This is a genomic window from Arcobacter denitrificans (SeqCode) (assembly GCF_048571185.1).
GTDB lineage: Bacteria > Campylobacterota > Campylobacteria > Campylobacterales > Arcobacteraceae > Arcobacter > Arcobacter denitrificans.
Genome location: NZ_CP182350.1, coordinates 948,626 through 967,112 on the forward strand (window position 1 = coordinate 948,626; position 18,487 = coordinate 967,112).

General features: G+C 30.3%; 18 protein-coding genes. 4 read left to right on the forward strand and 14 right to left on the reverse strand.

Annotated features, from left to right (window positions below):
• Positions 1-34 precede the first annotated feature (34 nt).
• On the forward strand, positions 35-1,552 hold the full coding sequence (locus ACNI28_RS04720) for a cache domain-containing protein (protein WP_419765979.1): 1,518 nt from the start codon (positions 35-37) through the stop codon (positions 1,550-1,552).
• Between the two features lie 5 nt (positions 1,553-1,557).
• Here ACNI28_RS04720 and pyk read toward each other — a convergent pair whose 3' ends face one another.
• A complete protein-coding gene (gene pyk, locus ACNI28_RS04725) occupies positions 1,558-3,006 on the reverse strand; it encodes a pyruvate kinase (protein ID WP_419765981.1) in 1,449 nt (482 codons plus the stop codon).
• Between the two features lie 94 nt (positions 3,007-3,100).
• On the opposite strand from pyk, the gene ACNI28_RS04730 reads away from it, so the two are divergent.
• The gene (locus tag ACNI28_RS04730) at positions 3,101-4,108 is read left to right on the forward strand and encodes an SAM-dependent methyltransferase (protein ID WP_419765983.1); all 1,008 of its coding nucleotides are present in this window, start codon (positions 3,101-3,103) and stop codon (positions 4,106-4,108) included.
• A 3-nt stretch (positions 4,109-4,111) separates the two neighbouring features.
• Here ACNI28_RS04730 and ACNI28_RS04735 read toward each other — a convergent pair whose 3' ends face one another.
• Both ACNI28_RS04735 and ACNI28_RS04740 read right to left on the reverse strand, forming a co-directional pair.
• Positions 4,112-4,492, reverse strand: a complete 381-nt coding sequence (locus tag ACNI28_RS04735) for a DUF779 domain-containing protein (protein ID WP_419765985.1) — start codon at positions 4,490-4,492, stop codon at positions 4,112-4,114.
• Between the two features lie 76 nt (positions 4,493-4,568).
• The gene (locus ACNI28_RS04740) at positions 4,569-6,065 is read right to left on the reverse strand and encodes an aldehyde dehydrogenase family protein (RefSeq protein WP_419765987.1); all 1,497 of its coding nucleotides are present in this window, start codon (positions 6,063-6,065) and stop codon (positions 4,569-4,571) included.
• A 243-nt stretch (positions 6,066-6,308) separates the two neighbouring features.
• On the opposite strand from ACNI28_RS04740, the gene ACNI28_RS04745 reads away from it, so the two are divergent.
• Positions 6,309-8,198, forward strand: a complete 1,890-nt coding sequence (locus tag ACNI28_RS04745; protein WP_419765989.1) for an FIST N-terminal domain-containing protein — start codon at positions 6,309-6,311, stop codon at positions 8,196-8,198.
• Positions 8,195-8,854: a response regulator transcription factor gene (locus ACNI28_RS04750; protein ID WP_419765991.1), complete on the forward strand. Its 660-nt coding sequence runs from the start codon at positions 8,195-8,197 to the stop codon at positions 8,852-8,854. The genes ACNI28_RS04745 and ACNI28_RS04750 overlap by 4 nt, the downstream gene beginning before the upstream one ends.
• A 42-nt stretch (positions 8,855-8,896) precedes the next feature.
• On the opposite strand, the gene ACNI28_RS04755 is transcribed toward ACNI28_RS04750, so the two are convergent.
• The 11 genes from ACNI28_RS04755 to ACNI28_RS04805 all read right to left on the reverse strand — a co-directional run bounded on the left by ACNI28_RS04755 (position 8,897) and on the right by ACNI28_RS04805 (position 18,407).
• Positions 8,897-9,874 carry a DUF438 domain-containing protein gene (locus tag ACNI28_RS04755; RefSeq protein ID WP_419765993.1) on the reverse strand — a complete coding sequence of 326 codons (978 nt, stop codon included), beginning with the start codon at positions 9,872-9,874 and terminating at the stop codon, positions 8,897-8,899.
• Between the two features lie 206 nt (positions 9,875-10,080).
• Entirely contained in the window at positions 10,081-11,187 is a 1,107-nt protein-coding gene (gene pqqE, locus ACNI28_RS04760) for a pyrroloquinoline quinone biosynthesis protein PqqE (protein WP_419765995.1), read from the reverse strand.
• On the reverse strand, positions 11,177-11,422 hold the full coding sequence (pqqD, locus tag ACNI28_RS04765; protein ID WP_419765997.1) for a pyrroloquinoline quinone biosynthesis peptide chaperone PqqD: 246 nt from the start codon (positions 11,420-11,422) through the stop codon (positions 11,177-11,179). The genes pqqE and pqqD overlap by 11 nt, the downstream gene beginning before the upstream one ends.
• Positions 11,415-12,170 carry a pyrroloquinoline-quinone synthase PqqC gene (gene pqqC / locus ACNI28_RS04770; protein WP_419765998.1) on the reverse strand — a complete coding sequence of 252 codons (756 nt, stop codon included), beginning with the start codon at positions 12,168-12,170 and terminating at the stop codon, positions 11,415-11,417. The genes pqqD and pqqC overlap by 8 nt, the downstream gene beginning before the upstream one ends.
• A 134-nt stretch (positions 12,171-12,304) precedes the next feature.
• Entirely contained in the window at positions 12,305-13,219 is a 915-nt protein-coding gene (pqqB, locus tag ACNI28_RS04775; RefSeq protein ID WP_419766000.1) for a pyrroloquinoline quinone biosynthesis protein PqqB, read from the reverse strand.
• A 129-nt stretch (positions 13,220-13,348) separates the two neighbouring features.
• Positions 13,349-13,423 carry a pyrroloquinoline quinone precursor peptide PqqA gene (gene pqqA / locus ACNI28_RS04780; protein WP_419766449.1) on the reverse strand — a complete coding sequence of 25 codons (75 nt, stop codon included), beginning with the start codon at positions 13,421-13,423 and terminating at the stop codon, positions 13,349-13,351.
• Positions 13,424-13,455: 32 nt separating this feature from the next.
• On the reverse strand, positions 13,456-15,234 hold the full coding sequence (locus ACNI28_RS04785) for a methanol/ethanol family PQQ-dependent dehydrogenase (protein ID WP_419766002.1): 1,779 nt from the start codon (positions 15,232-15,234) through the stop codon (positions 13,456-13,458).
• Between the two features lie 77 nt (positions 15,235-15,311).
• Entirely contained in the window at positions 15,312-16,094 is a 783-nt protein-coding gene (locus ACNI28_RS04790) for an ABC transporter permease (protein ID WP_419766004.1), read from the reverse strand.
• Positions 16,095-16,097: 3 nt separating this feature from the next.
• Positions 16,098-16,820 (reverse strand): ATP-binding cassette domain-containing protein, encoded by a 723-nt coding sequence (locus ACNI28_RS04795; protein ID WP_419766006.1) that lies wholly within the window; start codon positions 16,818-16,820, stop codon positions 16,098-16,100.
• A gap of 4 nt (positions 16,821-16,824) precedes the next feature.
• Positions 16,825-17,781, reverse strand: a complete 957-nt coding sequence (locus ACNI28_RS04800; RefSeq protein ID WP_419766007.1) for a PQQ-dependent catabolism-associated beta-propeller protein — start codon at positions 17,779-17,781, stop codon at positions 16,825-16,827.
• A gap of 206 nt (positions 17,782-17,987) precedes the next feature.
• On the reverse strand, positions 17,988-18,407 hold the full coding sequence (locus ACNI28_RS04805) for a cupredoxin domain-containing protein (protein ID WP_419766009.1): 420 nt from the start codon (positions 18,405-18,407) through the stop codon (positions 17,988-17,990).
• Between the last annotated feature and the right edge of the window lie 80 nt (positions 18,408-18,487).

Here is an 18,487-nt window from a genome sequence, read left to right on the forward strand (position 1 = left end):
TCATCACATATTATTTTTTATGTTATAATTTTAAATGAATAAGAATGAAGCAAACATAATCAGATGGATGTTACTTCTACCAATTATTGGTGTAGTGTTAACATCTTTTCTACTTACTAATATCTTTATATCCTCAAAATATAGTTCTCATGGAAAAGATATTGAATACCTTGAAAATACCCACAAAGAAAATTTAAAAATAAAAATTAAAGATAGAATTGAAGACCTTTCTCTCTTTTTATCAAATAACTACACAAGTAAAGATAAAGTTCTAAATTTTATAGACCAACTCAACTTTTCTGATGATAGTTATATTTTTGTAGTTGATATCAATAAAACTACTTTAGTACATAAAAACAGACAAATATTAAATGTTCCATTTGAATTAATAGAAGATGCTAAAATAAAAGAGACTATCACAAAAGTTGTTGATACTGCTTTAAAAGATGGAAGTAGCTTTCTTGAATATACTCAATCAGCTAAAATTTTTAAAAACTTTAAACAATCAAAAAAAATCTCTTTTATAAAATATATACCAAGTTATGATTTTATAATAGGCACTGGTTTATATACTGATGATTTAGAAGAACAGATAAATAGAGTTGATAAAAATTTAGAAACTAAACTAAGTGAAGATATTAAAAATATACTTTTAATATCATTACTAATTACAGCTAGTGTTATATTACTACTTCTATATTTATCAAAAAAATTAAAAAATATCTTTGATTTTTATTCAAAAAAATTGGCACAGAGTAATCAAGAACTTGTACATCTAAATAATAACTTAGAAGAAAAAGTAGAAAAACAACTCTCTGTCATAAGACAAAAAGACATTGCCCTTAATCAACAATCAAAAATGGCTGCAATGGGGGAAATGTTAGGTAATATTGCTCACCAATGGAGACAGCCACTCTCTGCAATTAGTACAATCGCTAGTGGTCTAAAACTAAAAAGAGAATTAGGTGACTTAGATGACTCTACTTTATATGATGATTTAGAAAACATTGTCCAAACAACAATAGTATTATCAAACACAATAGATGATTTTAGAAGTTTTTATTCAAGAGACAAAAAAGAGACAGAAATTTTTATAAGTAAAACTATACAAAGAGTACTAAATTTAGTTTCTGCTAATTTGAAAAATAATGATATTGAGATAGTTTTAGACATAAAAGAGGTGAAACTTCATATTTATGAAAATGAACTTATCCAAGTTTTATTAAATATTATAAATAATGCAAAAGACGCCCTACTTAATATAAAAAATAAAAGGTATATTTTTATAAGTTCATATGAAAATAATGATAACTTAGTAATAAAAATTTATGACAATGCAGGTGGGATAGATGAGAAAATCTTACCTCGTATTTATGAACCATATTTTACAACAAAATTCAAATCCCAAGGAACAGGGATAGGCCTATATATGAGTAAGAATATCATTGAAAGTAACTTATATGGTGAAATTTTAACTAGTAATATTAATTTTAACTATAAAGACAAAGATTTTTTTGGAGCACTTTTTGAGATAAAATTACCACTCAAATAAGAAGATTATTTCTTCTTACTTGGTAGATTTAAATAGTACTCAATCTCACCTTCTGTTAGGATTTTAATAGTATTTGTACTTCCAGGAATACCAGCGGGGTATCCAATAGTTGCTATATATGGTCCTGTTTTATCAAGTAAATTTCTTGATTCTAGATTTTTTAGCATCTTTTGAATCATCTTAGAAGCTTGTCCTTCTTTTATTACATTGATAGGATAAACACCCCAAATAGCACATAAAGAGTTTAGAGTTTTCACTTCATGAGAAAATGCTAAGATTTTTGTTTTTGGTCTATATCTTGATATCTTCATAGCTGACTTTCCTGAACTCGTAAGTGCTAAGATACCTTTTGCATTTAAATCATCAGCTAGTTTTGTAACTGTTCCTTGAATAACATCAAATTCATCTGTATAATCAAGTTTGTCATGTTTATCAAAGTTATAAATCTCTTCAGTTTTGGCAATAATATTACTCATAGTTTCAACTACATTAATTGGATCCGTTCCAACTGCACTCTCTTCACTTAACATTACTACATCAGTTCCATCTAAAACTGCATTTGCAACATCAGAAATCTCTGCTCTTGTTGCTCTTTCATTTTCAGTCATTGATAAAAGCATTTGCGTTGCAGTAATTACAGGCATACAAGCTGCATTTGCTTTTTTGATAAGTCTTTTTTGTATAGTTGGTACTTCATAATATGGAACTTCTATTCCTAAGTCTCCCCTTGCTACCATAAGTCCATCACTAGCTTCTATAATTTCATCAATATTTTCAACTGCATCAAATTTTTCAATTTTGGCGATTAGTTTTCCATTATATCCATTTAAAAGCTCTCTTGCATGTAACATATCTTTTTTGTTTTGTACAAATGAGATAGCAAAATAATCAACTCTGTTTTCAACTCCCCAGGCAATATCTATTTTATCTTTTTGGGTAATTACATCTATATCAATTACAGTATTTGGGAAGTTTACACCTTTTCTTGAGCCTAGTTTTCCATAATTCTCTATTTCTGCTTTTACCTGAACTCCAGTTTCAATAACTTTTGCTCTAATAGTTCCATCATATAAATAGATATACTCTCCATTTTTTACTTTATCCAGTAATTCTGGGTAATTCAATGAAGCTACATATTCATTATCTGATTCTTGATAGCCAACTATATCTTCTTTTATAAATCTTATAGTATCACCCTTTCTTAACACAAAAGGCTCTTTTAAATCCCCAATTCTCACCTTTGGTCCTGAAATATCTTGTAAAATAGCAACTGTTGTATTTAAGTTTTCCATTGCTTTTCTAATATTATTTAATGTATTTAAATGGTACTCATGACTTCCATGTGAAAAGTTGAGTCTAAACATATTTGCTCCAGCTTTAATTAAACCTTCTATTGTTTCTAATGTATCACTTGCTGGGCCAAGTGTTGCTAATATTTTTGTTCTTTTATCCATAAAATAATCCTTTAGTATTTATTTGGTCATTATACCACAATCGCAGTTACACTCTAGTAACATTTTATAAACAGTTTTTAGATAAACTACACCCATGAAAACAAAATTTAGTGATTATTTTAACAATTGGCTTTATGGAAAAGATGGTTATTATACAAAATATAAGGCTATTGGAAAAGATGGAGATTTTTTTACAGCAGTTTCAACTTCAATGTTTTTTGGTGGAAGCATAGCTAAAAAAATAGTTGATACAATCTCAAAAAAAGAATTACCATCTAATACTACTATTTTAGAAATTGGTGCACATCATGGCTATTTATTAGCTGATATTACTCAATTTATATATACCTTAAATCCAAAACTTCTTGAGAGTCTAAACTTTGCTATAGTTGAGAGATTTGAACACTTAAGAGTTGAGCAAAGAGAGTATCTAAAAGAGTCTTTTGGAGATAGTATAAAAGTAGATTTTTATAGTGATATTAGTGAAGTTAATCTTGATGATGCTTTTATAGTAGCAAATGAGATTTATGATGCTTTTGCTTGTGAGCTTATTTATACAAAAGAAGAAAAACTCCAAACTGCTTTTGTCAAAAATGACAAAATAGAGTTTGAAGATTGTTTAGATGAAAATATTATAAACAGATGTAAAAAATACAAAATCACAAAAGGTGAACTAGCTTTAGGTTATGAAGAGTTTGCAAAAAATATTTGTACAAATATTAAAAGCTTTCATTTTCTTACCTTTGATTATGGAGAAAAATATCCAAGAAATGATTTCTCTTGCAGGATTTATTCTAAGCATGAAGTATTTCCAATCTTTGAAGAAAACATAGAATTAGATAAACTTTTTAAAAACTCAGATATTACTTATGATGTAAACTTTTCACAGGTGATTGATAGTTTTTCTAATATTTGTAAATGTGAGATTGAATATCAAACCCAATTGAAAGCTTTAGTAGAGTTTGGAATTTTGGATTTGCTTGAAATCTTACAAAAAAATGTAAGTGAAGAAAACTATTTAAAAGAAGTTCAAAAGGTAAAAACACTGATTGACCCAACAGGTATGGGAGATAGATTTAAGATGCTACTTATTAAAAAGTAGCATCTATTTTAAATCTTCTTTTTCTACTTCTTTATACTCTTCATCTGTAAAGATTCTAGACCTTGTAATAAACTGATAGCCTAAATCTATTTCTAGTGAAAAAGAGTTTCCAAAAGCACTTGATTCTTTTTTCACATCAATTATAATCTGAGAGTGTCTAAAATATTCAAATTGATCTTTATCTATAAAAAACTCACAGCCACATATTTCACCTAGTTTTATATTACGACTAGGAACATAAAAATCACTTTTTGCGTAACACATAGGGGCTGTTCCATCACAGCATCCGCCACTTTGATTGAAAACTAACTCACCATTTTCTTCTTTAAGTCGCTCAACTATTTCAACTACTTCATCTGTTACTACTACTCTTCGTGTATCCATTTGTTATCCTTAAAAATGTTCCATTTTTTAGAAAGCTCAATTATTTTTGTAGGGAAAGTTCCCTACAAATTATCTATTAAAAGAATCCTAAGGCATTTTTGCTGTAAGAAGTTAAGATATTTTTTGTGTGTCTATAAGAGTTTAACATCATCATATGAGTTTCTCTTCCAATTCCTGATTTTTTATATCCACCAAATGATGCATGAGATGGATACATATGATAACAGTTAACCCATACTCTACCTGCTTCTATTCCTCTTGAGAACTTATGTAATTGGTGAGCATCTCTTGACCATACACCAGAACCTAATCCATAAATAGTATCATTTGCAATTGCTAAGGCTTCATCTTCATCTTTAAAAGTAGTAACAGCAAGAACTGGCCCAAAAATCTCTTCTTGGAAGATTCTCATTTTATTGTGACCTTTAAATAGTGTTGGCTGAATATAGTTTCCATTTGGATGTGTTTCACTTTTATATTCATCACCACCGATTAATAGTTCAGCACCCTCTTCTTTACCAATTCTGATGTAATCCATGATTTTCTCTTTTTGAGAAGTTGAACATTGAGCACCCATCATACAATTTGGATCTAAAGGATCTCCTAATTTGATAGCTTTAACTCGCTCTAAAACTCTTGCCATAAACGGCTCATAGATTGACTCTTGAATCAGTGCTCTTGATGGACAAGTACAAACTTCTCCTGAGTTAAATGCAAACAATACTAGACCTTCAATTGCTTTATCAAAGAACTCATCATCAGCATCCATAATTGATTCTAAGAAGATATTTGGTGATTTTCCACCAAGTTCTAACGTAGAAGGAATAATGTTTTCAGTTGCATATTGCATAATAAGTTGACCAGTTGTAGTCTCACCTGTAAATCCAACTTTTTTAATATCAGGATGAGTTGATAAATGTTTACCAATTTTTCCACCAGCACCATTGATAATATTTACTAAACCTTTTGGAAGAACTTCTTGAATTGTTTCCATTAACATTAAAATAGACATTGGAGTTGCAGATGCAGGTTTTAGAACTACTGCATTTCCAGCTGCCAATGCAGGAGCTATTTTCCATGCTGCCATTAATAATGGAAAATTCCAAGGAATAATTTGAGCAACAACACCTAAAGGTTCATATACTTCTTGAGAAATTGTATTTTCATCTAAATCAGCAACAGAACCAGCTTCACCTCTGATAACAGATGCAAAGTATCTGAAGTGATCAACAACTAAAGGTACATCAGCTGCAAGTGTTTCACGTACTGCTTTACCATTATCTAAAGTTTCAGCAATTGCCAATGCTTCAGAGTTAGCTTCAATTGCATCTGCAATTTTATTTAACATAGTAGATCTTTCAATAACAGAAGAGTGTTTAAAAGAGTCAAAAGCTATCATTGCTGCTGCAACTGCTGCATCAACATCAGCTTCATTTGATCTTGGAATTTTTGTTAAAACTTCACCATCAACTGGAGAAACATTTTCAAAATATTCACCACTTTTTGGAGCTATCCACTCTCCACCAATAAAGTTCTCATATTGAGATTTGTAAGTCGGTTTTACGTATGCCATTTTTTTTCCTTTTGTATTTAAATTAATGTCAAAAATCTGAAAAAGTTTGATAGTCAAATTTTTTCTGTAGTGAAATCTTACTAGAAAATTATAGCCTGAATATAGCGAAGAATATAGCCTGAATATAGCGAAGAATAAAAATGCTATAAGCCCTATATATTGGTCTTGGTAGCATTTACATAGCATTGAAAATTCATGTAATATTTTAACTAAAAAATCACTATTTTATGTTACAATATTTTTATGAAAACATATAATTACACTTATCAAAATAATTCATTTAAAGATAAAATAGATTACTCTTTATTTCAAGATGAAAAGAATATTCTTATTCAAGTATTTTGTGGACAAGATGATAGCACTTTACAATATATTATTAACCTATTAGATAATAATCTACCAAATGCAATTATAATAGGGACAACAACAGATGGTGAGATTAAAGATAGAAAAGTATCCACATTTAGAACAGTTATTTCAATATCAGTATTTGAAAATACCTTTATAAAAATTGCAAAAAAACAAGGTGATAACTCTTTTAATAGTGGATATGAAATAGCAAAAGAACTTGTCACCCCAAATACTAAACTACTCATTACTTTTACAGATGGAACTAGTACAAATGGGGAAGAATATCTAAAAGGAATCACTGCATATAATGAAAAAATAATGGTTTGTGGAGGTATGGCTGGAGATAATGGTGTATTTAAACAAACTTTTGTCTCTTGTGGAACAGAACTTATCGACTTTGGAGCTGTTGCAGTATCACTTAACTCTGACATTCTTCAAGTTACAAATGATCATAAATATGATTGGATACCTATTGGAATTGAACACACTATTGATAAAGTAAAAGGAAATAGAATTTATGAAATTTCAGGAATGGAAGCAATAAAATTTTATGAAAAATATTTAGGAAATAGTGATTCTCATACAGAGTTTCCACTAATAGTTCAAAGAAATGGTATGTCAGTTGCACGTGCAGTTCTAACTCGTTATTCTGATGGAAGCTTAGGTTGTGGTGGGAACTTATATAAAGGTGACAAAGTAAGACTTGGATTTGCAAATGCAGAGATGATAATGAAAAACCCTGTACTGTACTTAAAAAATATAAATAACTATCAAGCAGAAACATTTTTTATCTACTCTTGCATGGCAAGACGAAGGTATATGCAAAGTCTTATTAAAGTAGAAATTGAGCCATTTGCATCAATTGCACCTACTTCTGGATTCTTTACTTATGCAGAGTTTTTTCATACAAATAATCGAAATGAACTTATGAATCAAACAATTACATTAGTTGGGCTTTCTGAAAACCCTTCAACTCCCCAAAGAGAAACTATAAATCCTGCTAAGTTAATCAGTACAAATGAAAACTCTTATGCCAAAACTATTCAATCATTGACAAACTTGATACAACAAAGTGCAAAAGATCATAATGAACAAGCAAAAATTTTAGAAGAACAAATAAATTATTCACAAAATATTCTAAAAAATCAAAAACAGTTCTTAAGACATGCAGTTCATGAAACAAATACTCCCCTGTCTGTAATCATGAGTAATATAGAATTGTATGAGATGCAAAAGGGAAAGGATGAATATTTATCAAATATAGAAGTTGCTATGAAGAATATCTTTTCCATATATGATGATTTAAGTTATTTAGTAAAAAGTGACCAAGTTCAATATAAAATATATTCACTTGATTTAGTTGATTTTGTAAGAAGTAGAGTCTATTTTTTTAAAAATGTAGCAACACAAAACTCTTGTAAATTTAATTTGGAGTCTAACAATGGAGAAATGTTAATAAATTTCACTGAAACAAAACTTCAAAGAATAGTTGATAATACATTATCAAATGCTATTAAATATACTAATAAGGGTGAAAATATAGATGTGAAAGTGGAAAAAGTTAATAATTTTTTTAAATTTTCTGTTTCAAGTTGCTCAAAAGAGATTCAAGACCCAGAAAAAATATTTGATGAATATTACAGAGAGGAAAAATCTAAAGAAGGATTTGGTTTAGGATTAAACTTAGTGAAAAGAATTTGTGATGAAGAGGGAGTAATTATAAATGTTACTTCTGATTCAAAAAATACCAGTTTTACATATATATTTAAAGGCTACAAATGAAAATCTTGTTATTAGAAGATGATATTATGCTAAATAAAGCAATTAAACAATACCTTGAATCTACAGGCCATGCTGTAATTTCTGTAATGAATGGAAATAGTTGTTTAGAAACTTTAGAAAAAGAAAAATTTGATTTACTTATTTTTGACATAAATGTACCAGATATAGATGGGCTAACAATTTTAGAAAATCTTCATATTAAAAAAAGAATGGTCCCTACAATCTTTATATCCGCACTCATTGACATAGAAGATATTACAAGAGCTTTTGATATAGGCTGCCATGACTACTTGAAAAAACCATTTCATTTGAAAGAATTAACACTAAGAATTAATAAAATTTTACAAACAAGACAAGTACCACAAGAGCATAAAAGATTATCAAAATCATATAGTTATGACTCTAAGAACATGGTTTTACTTTTTAATAATGAACCACAAATTTTGCCAAAAAGACAAATACAAATCATAGACTTGTTAGCTGCAAATAGAAGTTTAGTTTGTAATTATGACATGTTTAGAGATTATGTTTGGAATGATGACTATATTGATAATGCAACAATAAGAGCAGAAGTAAATCGAGTAAAAAAAGTTTTAAAAGAGGACTTTATAATAAATATAAGAGGGATTGGTTATATGGTTGAAAGACCAAATTAACCAATCTTATAGAAGTGCAATAAACTCTGTATCAATTCTTAATCACTCCCAATCCAATAACCTCTTATCACCTTCTAGTTTTCTTATATCTGTTACATCTTGAGACATCTCAATTACACCTTTGTAAACTTTTTCTTCATCTCTAACTGCAAAATATCTAATATGTATAAATTTACCTTTAAATTGAATCCAAAATTCAGCAGTATCTTGACGACCCGCTTTAAACTCTTCAAGTATTTTCAAAACTTGGTCAACACTCTTTGGTGGATGGCAAAACTTTACTTCTCTACCTATAATTCCAGCACTTCTAGGGAAAACTCTATCGTCTCCCCTATTATAAAATACAACTCTATCATTTTCATCTACATATGTAATATCTACAGGTAAAAATTTAAATATAAAATTAACTTGTTCTGGAGTTAAATATCCTTCATCATAGTGAGTTCTATCTTCCAATGAAAAAGGTAAATCTCTTTTTTTCTTATCCAAACTTGGGTGTATATAATCTTCTTGCTCAGGCTCTGGGTACCTAATAGGAGTCTTTGACAACATCCAACCTATCTCTTTGTCTCCCTCATACATCTCTTTCCAGTCATCCTCATTTAATAAGTTCATAGCATTTGGTAAAAGTCGTTGTTCTTCTACAAGAATAAGTTGTGATAAACTGTTGTAAATAATCATTGCATCATTTAGAGCATTATCTAAATCTCTATTTTCAATACTTTTTCTAGCAATTTTTATTTCGTCTCTAATTTGATCATGAAAAGCCCACATTCCACTACTTGGGTTTGTCCAACCGTATTTTTCCAAATAAGGAAAAAGTTGATTTTCTTTTCTTGCAAAATGTTTTTCCACTTCACTTATTTGATTGAAAATATTATAAAATTTTTGAAAATCAACTCTAATATCAGTTTTAAATAGCTCTTCAAAGAGCTCTTTTATAAGATTATTTTCTTCAACATAGACTTTTACAGGGTGTCCATCAGGAAACTCATCAATATAATTTGTTAAATTTTGCATATTTGTAATACCTTTTATTTTTTTATAATATAACTTAAAAACAAAAGTATTCAATGATATTAATCAATAGCTAATCCCCTTATCAACAGTACATTTAAATTATATGCAAGAAATAGCATTATAGAAAAGCAAGATGAGAATTGGAGAAATTATTTGGATAAAAAACTAAGAAATAAAATAAACGAGAGATAAGTTCTCACGTTTATTTACTTTTCATTCATTAACAACAAAGAGTTTTGTTTATTTCTATAAAGAGGTTCGCTTGAAGATACTAACGCAGTTTCAACTTTTTGAGTTACTACATTATGATAAGAAGATTTGTCACAAACAGGGTCAGCTTCATTCATATCTTTTGTTAGTGCATATGCTTGGCATCTACATCCACCAAAATCTATCTCTTTTTCAGGACAAGTTCGACAAGGCTCTTTCATCCACTTATCACCTCTGAAAAAGTTAAAGGCTTCACTATCATTCCATATCTGCTTAACTGAAAAATCTTTTACATTTGGAAAATCAAGAGGCAATGTATTTGCAGTATTACAAGGAAGAGCAACACCATCTGGATTGATAGTTAAAAAAGTTGTTCCCCAGCCATTCATACATGCTTTTGGTCTAGTAGCATAATAATCAGGCACCACAAAAAAGACTTTCATATCATCTCTTTTTTCTCTATAAAAATCAACTTCCTCTTTTGCTTTTTTTAATTGCTCTTGGGTTGGTAAAAGAGCATCTATATTTTTTAAAGCCCAACCATAATATTGTATATTTGCTATTTCTAAATAATTTGCTCCAATTGACTCTGCAAACTCAACTATATCACCTACTTGATGAATATTTTGTCTTGTAATACATGAGTTTACAATAAGCTGTAATCCATTATCTTTACAAGCTTTTGCAAAAGCTATTTTATCTGCTTGAGCTGTTTTATTATTTGTAATAAGTGCTGTTGTATTTGCATCATGTGATTGAATCCCAAGTTGAACAGTCTTTAAACCTGCCTCTTTTAGTTTTGGAATAATTGATAAATCAGCTCCAATACCAGAAGTTATAAGATTAGTATAAAACTTCAAATCAGCAGCTTTTTTAACTATCTCTAAAATATCTTTATTTAAAAGTGGCTCACCACCTGAAAATCCCAACTGAACAGCACCCATTGCACGTGCTTCTTCCATAACTCTAAACCAATCCTCTTTACTCATACTATCTTTTGTATTTGCAAAATCAAGTTGATTATAACAATAAGAACACTCCAAAGGACACTTATGAGTTAACTCTAAAAGCATCCAAAGAGGAGGTTTAATTTCAGTTTCCATACATCACCCACTTACGTTCCAAGGCTTCATCTAAAAAGCTTTCCACATCTTTTTTTAAATCAGCCACTTGAAACTTCTCTTCCAATATTTTTGCTATGTCTAAACAGTTATTTTTTCCATCACACAAGTTCATTATTTCACCAGCACTTTGATTTAACTGTACCATTCCTTCAGGATATAATAACACAAAACATTTTTGTGCCTGTTCATATTGTAATTGAAAGTGATTATTCACTACAATTGATTTTTCTAGTTGCATTACAATCCTTTATATTAAAGTATGGAGGACGTTTCAGCTCATAAGCTAAATAAAGAGCATCAACCATAACCCATAATATATCAAGTTTAAACTGTAAAATCTCACAAGCTCTATTTTGAAGTTCAACAGTATTAAACTCTTCTAAAGTTAAAGCTAAACCATGTTGTACATCACGTCTTGCTTCTGTTAATCTTTTTTGAAAATATCTTAAACCACTTTGTTCTATCCATGGATAGTTTGTAGGCCAAGTATCAAGTCTTTGCTGATGGATTTGAGGTGCGAACATCTCAGTTAATGAAGACATTGCAGCTTCTTTCCATGGAGATTGTTTTGCAAAGTTAACATAAGCATCAACTGCAAACTTTACAGCAGGAAGTACATATTTATGAGAAATCAAATCCTCTTTTTTTAGTCCAACTGCTTCACCAAGTTCCAACCAAGCTTCAATTCCACCACCAACACTATCATGATCAATAATTCTATCAATCCATTTTCTTCTATCTTCAAGAGGTGGATTATTTGACATAATCGCAGCGTCTTTAATAGGAATTGCCGTTTGGTAATAAAATCTATTTGCAACCCAGCCTTGAATCTCCTCTTTAGTACAAGTCCCTTCGTACATTCTTATATGAAAAGGGTGATGAATATGATACATTTCACCCATACCTCTAAGTTTTGCTTCAAACTCTTCTTTGCTCAGTAATTTGTCCATTCTTTTTGTCATAACATTGTCTCCTTTTTTTATGGTTCCCACAAAAAAAGGGAACCTCTTATTTTTTGTCTTCTTTTTAATAGGATTTATAAAAAATCATTAAAAGAAGAAAAACCTAAAGGGCTTTAAGAATAAAGCCTTAATCTCTATAAGTCGATACTCATCCCATCATAGGATATCTCTATTCCATGGGAAATAAGCTCTTTACACTCATCATTCTCTTCATCAAGAATTGGATTTGTATTATTAATATGTATTAATATTTTTCTTGGTTTTTCTAAAGTATCAAGTATCTTAATAAGTCCATCCTCTCCACTTAAAGGCACGTGTCCCATATCAGTTCCTAGTTTTGTAGAAAACCCATTTTTTATCATCTCATCATTTGTCCAAACTGTTCCATCTACAAGTAAAATATCAGCATCAGCCATCTGTTTTATTATATGATTTTCAACAACTCCAAGTCCTGGAAGATAAAAAAGTTTTTTACCTGTGGTTTTATTTCTAACTACAATTCCAATATTATCTCCAGCTCTTGGTCTATCTCTATATTTAGAATATGGAGGTGCATTTGAGATAAGTGGAAGTGCAAAGAACTCATAGCTTGGCATAACTGGTATTTCAAAGCTTTTATTATTTGGAGTGATTTCATTATATTTAATACCTCCACCATCCCAGTGAGTTAACATTTTAAAAAGAGGAAAAGAGGTATTAAGTTCTTCGTTTACTTCTTTTGTGCAATATACTTCATGGGGGCAACCTTCCCTTAACATTAAAAGTCCAGTAGTATGGTCAATTTGCGCATCTATAAAAATAATTGCTTTGATTTTAGTTTCTCTTCTTTGTTTAGGTTGTAAAAATGGTGAGTTATGAATTTGTTCTAAAATATCAGGTGAAGTATTAAATAATACCCAATTCTCTCCATCTTCACTAATAGTAATAGAACTTTGAGTACGTCTTTTTATAGTTTTTTTACCCTCACGATACCCTTTACAGTTATCGCAATTACAATTAAACTGTGGAAGACCTCCACCAGCAGATGATCCTAAAACTTCTATCTTCATAATCACTCCAAATATCTTTTTATATACAAACTTACTTCTTGTAAACTTGAATATAAAAAGCAAGCCAGCCGTGCTGGCTTGCCTCCTTTTTCAAGGAGTTATTTTATATCAACACTTAATTCTTAGTTGTTACACATGACAAATATACATTGTAACTTCAAAACCAAATCTATTGTCTACAAATGCAGGTGTTTCCCATTTCATAGTTTTGTCCTCCTTTTTAAGATTTTTTAAAATTATTTATGTAATTTAAATACGTGTACAGTTCCACCTTGGTTGATGTTTTTAATAAGTTTTGCAACTTCACCACCCCATAAAGGAACAGCTCCACCCCAACCAGATACTATAGCAACATATTGCTCACCATTTTGCTCCCATGTAATTGGAGAAGAAACGATTCCAGAACCTACATTGAACTTATATAAAACTTCACCTGTTTCATCATCAAACGCTAAGAATTTACCTTCAGGAGTTCCTGTAAATACAAGTCCACCAGCCGTTGATAAAATTCCAGCCCATAAAGGTGCAGGGTTTTTGTAGTTCCATTTAATTTTTCCAGTTAAAGGATCAATTGCTTTTAATGAACCGATATGATCTTCAAATATTGGTTTGATTGTGAATCCAGCACCTAAATAAGCGGCACCTTTTTTATATGAAACTGGTTTATTCCAAATGTCCATTCCCCATTCATTTGAAGGAACATAGAACATTTTTGTATTTTTAGAATAAGAGATTGGCATCCAGTTTTTTCCACCTAAGAATGAAGGTACCGAAAATACTGATTTCCCTTTACTTGCTCCATTTGGATTACCTGGTCTTCCTTCTGCTGTATACATTGGTCTACCATCTTTATCAATTCCTGTTGCCCAAGTAATATTTGAAACAAATGGATTTGCAGTGATAAATTTACCATTTTCTCTATTTAATACATAAAAGAAACCATTTCTATCAGCTGTTCCTGCTAATTTTTTACCATCTATATTAAATGATACTAACTCATTAACACCATCAAAATCCCAACCATCATGTGGAGTTGTTTGGAAATGCCAAACAATTTTTCCTGTATTTGGATTGATTGCAAGTCTTGATGAACTAAATAAGTTATCACCTGGTCTTAAATGTGAATTCCATGGTGCAGGATTTCCTGTTCCAAAAAATAGTAGGTCTGTTTCGGGATCATAAGTTCCACCAAGCCATGTAGCAGCTCCACCATTTTTCCATAAATCACCAGGCCAAGTTCGCCCTGCTTCTCCACCAGTTATGCCATTTTCTTTACCATTTAGGTAACCCATATGACCTTCAACTGTAGGTCTAGTCCAAACAACTTCACCAGTTTTAGCATCTCTTGCTTCAACTTTTCCAACAATACCAAATTCACCACCTGCAACACCAGTGATAACCATATCTTTTACGATAATTGGAGCAGCAGTAATTGAATAACCTTCTTTATACTTAGCAACTCTTTTTTTCCAAACAACATTTCCTGTTTTTCTATCAAGTGCAACTAATTTAGCATCAAGTGTTCCAAAAATAACAACATTATCATATATTGCTACACCTCTATTGATAACATCACAACAAGGTAAAATAGCATCCGGTAGTCTTGCATCATATTGCCATAGCTCTTCCCCATTTGCTATGTCTATTGCAAATACTCTTGAATAAGATCCTGTTACATACATAACCCCATCTTTAACAATTGGTTGAGACTCTTGTCCTCTTTGTTTCTCACCACCAAAAGAAAAATTCCATACTGGAACTAAATCTTTAATCGTGTCTTTATTAACTTGAGTAAGTGGAGAGAATCTTTGTCCCTTCAATCCCATACCATTAGTTAATACATCTCCAGTACTTTTTTCATCATTTAAGATTTCCTCATTAGTAACTGGTGCAAATGATGGTTTTGTAACCTCACTTGTGTTATTATTCATCGTGCCGTTTGAAGTAACGCACCCGCTAATTAGTGCAGTTAGAGTGATGACTGCTGCGCTAGTTAGTAGCTTTTTGTTAATCATTTTTTCTCCTTATTATAGTAAATAACAAACTGAAAATTTGTCTGTATGGAAGTATACATGAGTTGTATAGCCTGAATTTAGCTATGATTTACTTTTTTACTCTTAAAGCCAAAGAACGCCATATTTAGGGTTATAATGAGTGAAATTACTAATACAAAATAGAGCTTAAAATCAAACTCTAAATACAAAGAGAATCTAATCGACTCTACAATATATGTAAATGGGTTATAAGAAGAAATATTAAATAACAAAATTGATGAATCTTTTACTTTCCAAAGTGGATAAAGAGCAGAACTTAAAAAGAACATTGGGAAAATTACAAAATTCATAACTGTCGCAAAATTTTCCAACTGTTTAATTACAGAAGAGATAAAAAGTGCAAAGGCATTTAAAATAATAGAGGAAACAATAATTACAGGAATAGTCACAACTATTGCCACAATAGAGATATCTACTCCATAAAGTTTTGCTATAAGTAAAAAAGCAATTGCTTGCATAGTAGAAACAATTGCTGTTGCAAACATTTTTGCAAAAAGCAAAAAGTTTCTATTTATATAAGAAGTTAAAAGTATCTTCATACTCCCCATTTCCCTATCAAATATCATAGTCAAAGAACTTTGCATACCATTAAAAAGTAAAACCATTCCAACAAGTCCAGGAACTATATATGTTTCATAAGTGATATAAGTCTCATATGGGGGAATTATTGCGAGTCCAAGTGCAGTTTTAAAGCCAACAGAAAAAATAAATAACCAAAGAAGAGGTCTTACAAGTGCTGAAAAAAATCGACTTTTTTGTTTTAAAAATCTTATTAATTCTTTATAAATAATCCCTTGCATACAATATATATATTTTTTCATCACTTATCCAACAAGAAAATTAAAAGTATCAATAAGATTCTCTTTTTCATACTTTGACATTAGTTCAGCAACAACTCCACTGTAAACTATCTCTCCTGATTTTATTATGGATATATCATCATTTAAATCTACCTCATCAAATAAGTGTGTAATCCAAAGTACTGAAATACCTTCCTCTTTTACTAAATTTCTTACATAATTTAGAATATCAAATCTACTTTTTACATCTAATCCAACTGTAGCTTCATCTAGAAGTAATAGTTTTGGTTTGTTTATTAGTGCTCTTAAAATCTCTACTCTTCTTCTATGTCCACCATTTAATTTTCGCACTTGAGTATCTAAAACCTCTTCAAGCTCCAAGTTTTCAATTTGCTCTTGGATAGATTCTAAAGTTTGTTTAAAACTCAAACCTTTTAAAGAGCCATAATAATATAAGTTTTGTTTGACAGTCAGATCCAAATCCAAAGTTGGTTCTTGAAATACTATTCCTATATCTTTTAAAGCTTTTGTATACTCTTTTATGGAATAGCCATTTATGACTATTTCCCCTTTTTGAAGATTTTGTAATCTTGTAATCAATGAAAAAATCGTAGACTTTCCAGCACCATTAAGTCCAAGTAAAACAAAAAAACTTCCCTTTTCTATAGTTAAAGATACACTATTTAGAGCAGTTTTTTCTCCATAAGAATAATCTACATTTTTAAAATCTAAGATATTATTTTTCATATTTCTACTTTGGAATAACAGCAAGACCCCAAGGGTATCTTCCAACTTTTATACTCTTTTCAACTTTTAAAGAATCCACATCTATTACTGATACATCGCCACTTACACCATTTGTAGTATATAGTTTTTTCCCATTGTCAGCAAACTCTAGTTGCCATACTCTTTTACCCACTAAAAGGTATTTTATTACTTTATAAGTTTTAGCATCTACTACTGCCACATGGTTTGCTGGTCCTAGTGCCACAAAAGCATACTTTCCATCATCTGTTAGTTTTATACCAACTGGTTGGATAAGATCTTTAAAAATCCCTGGAATTTTGAAGCCAAATTTTGCAACACTTTTTTTTGTTTTTACATCTATAACCATTACAGTTCCGCCAATCTCACTTGAAGCCCATATCTTATCACCATTTTTAGAAAACTCTATATGTCTTGGTCTTTGATCAACTATAGTATTATGAATAATTTTTTTACTCTTCGTATCTATCCAGTGTAAAAAGTTTGATGTTTCGGTTGTATTTATAGCTACAGTTCCATCTGGACTTACAGCCATCCCTTCAGGCTCAATACCAACTTCAATCTGTGCAACTACATCTTTTTTTTGTGTATCTACAACAGTTACAATTCCATCATCCTCATTTGATATATAAAGTTCTTTACCATCTGGATGTAAGGCAAACTGTTCAGGATCTTCACCTGCGGGAAGATTATATAGTATCTCACCGGTTTTTGTATCCATAGCTTGTACAGTGTCATCATCACTTGCACAAATGTATAGTTTTGAATAATCACTTGTAAGTAAAATACCTCTAGGTCTTTGTCCTACTTCATATGTTTTTACTACCTTATTTGTATCTGAATCAATTACAGATATAGTATTATCTTTCTCATTTGATACAAATATTGTATCAGCAAGTAGAGCTGAACTTAAAATAGTACCTAAACAAATTTTTTTTAACATTTTATCTCCTAAAAAATAGTCCCTATTTTTCAGGGACCTAAAATAATTACTTCTTTTAAAACTTGAAAATGAATTTCAAGCTTAGGTGCCCTTAAAAAATCTAGATTTTTTAAGGGAAACCTTTAGAAGCAAATCCTAAAGAAAACAACGAGTTGTTTTTATATAAAGAATTAGCACAAAGTAAAGATTGCTTTATACCCATATCTCTATTCAACTATAAAAGTAGCTCTTTCTCTATCACTTTTAGCAGAGGGAAGACCTAGAGTATAAGTTCCTGGCTTGATAGGTACAAAAGTAAGCTCAATTTCACCTTCATCATCAAATTCAAAACTATCTATTCCTAATGGTCTTACTTCAATATCATTAATAGATATTTGGTTTACCCAGATATTTCTAAAAAACTCTGGACCAACAATAGGTATTTCTCTTGAACCATCACTTTTTAAGACAAGTTTGTAGTATTTTCCAGCTGTTAGTTTATAAGGCTTATCTGCAAGTGTTTTACCTGCACCAATAGTAATAGGTTCTAATGTTGTTCTAGAATGTAACAAACCTTTATAGCTTTTAGCAAAAGCTAATTCTCCTGTTAAAAGTAACATACTTAGAAGTAATATTAATTTCTTCATTTTATCTCCTTAATATTTTGATTTTGAAATTGTATATTAAACAAATAGCAACAGTTTAGCAATAAGGTTTTGCTAAACTT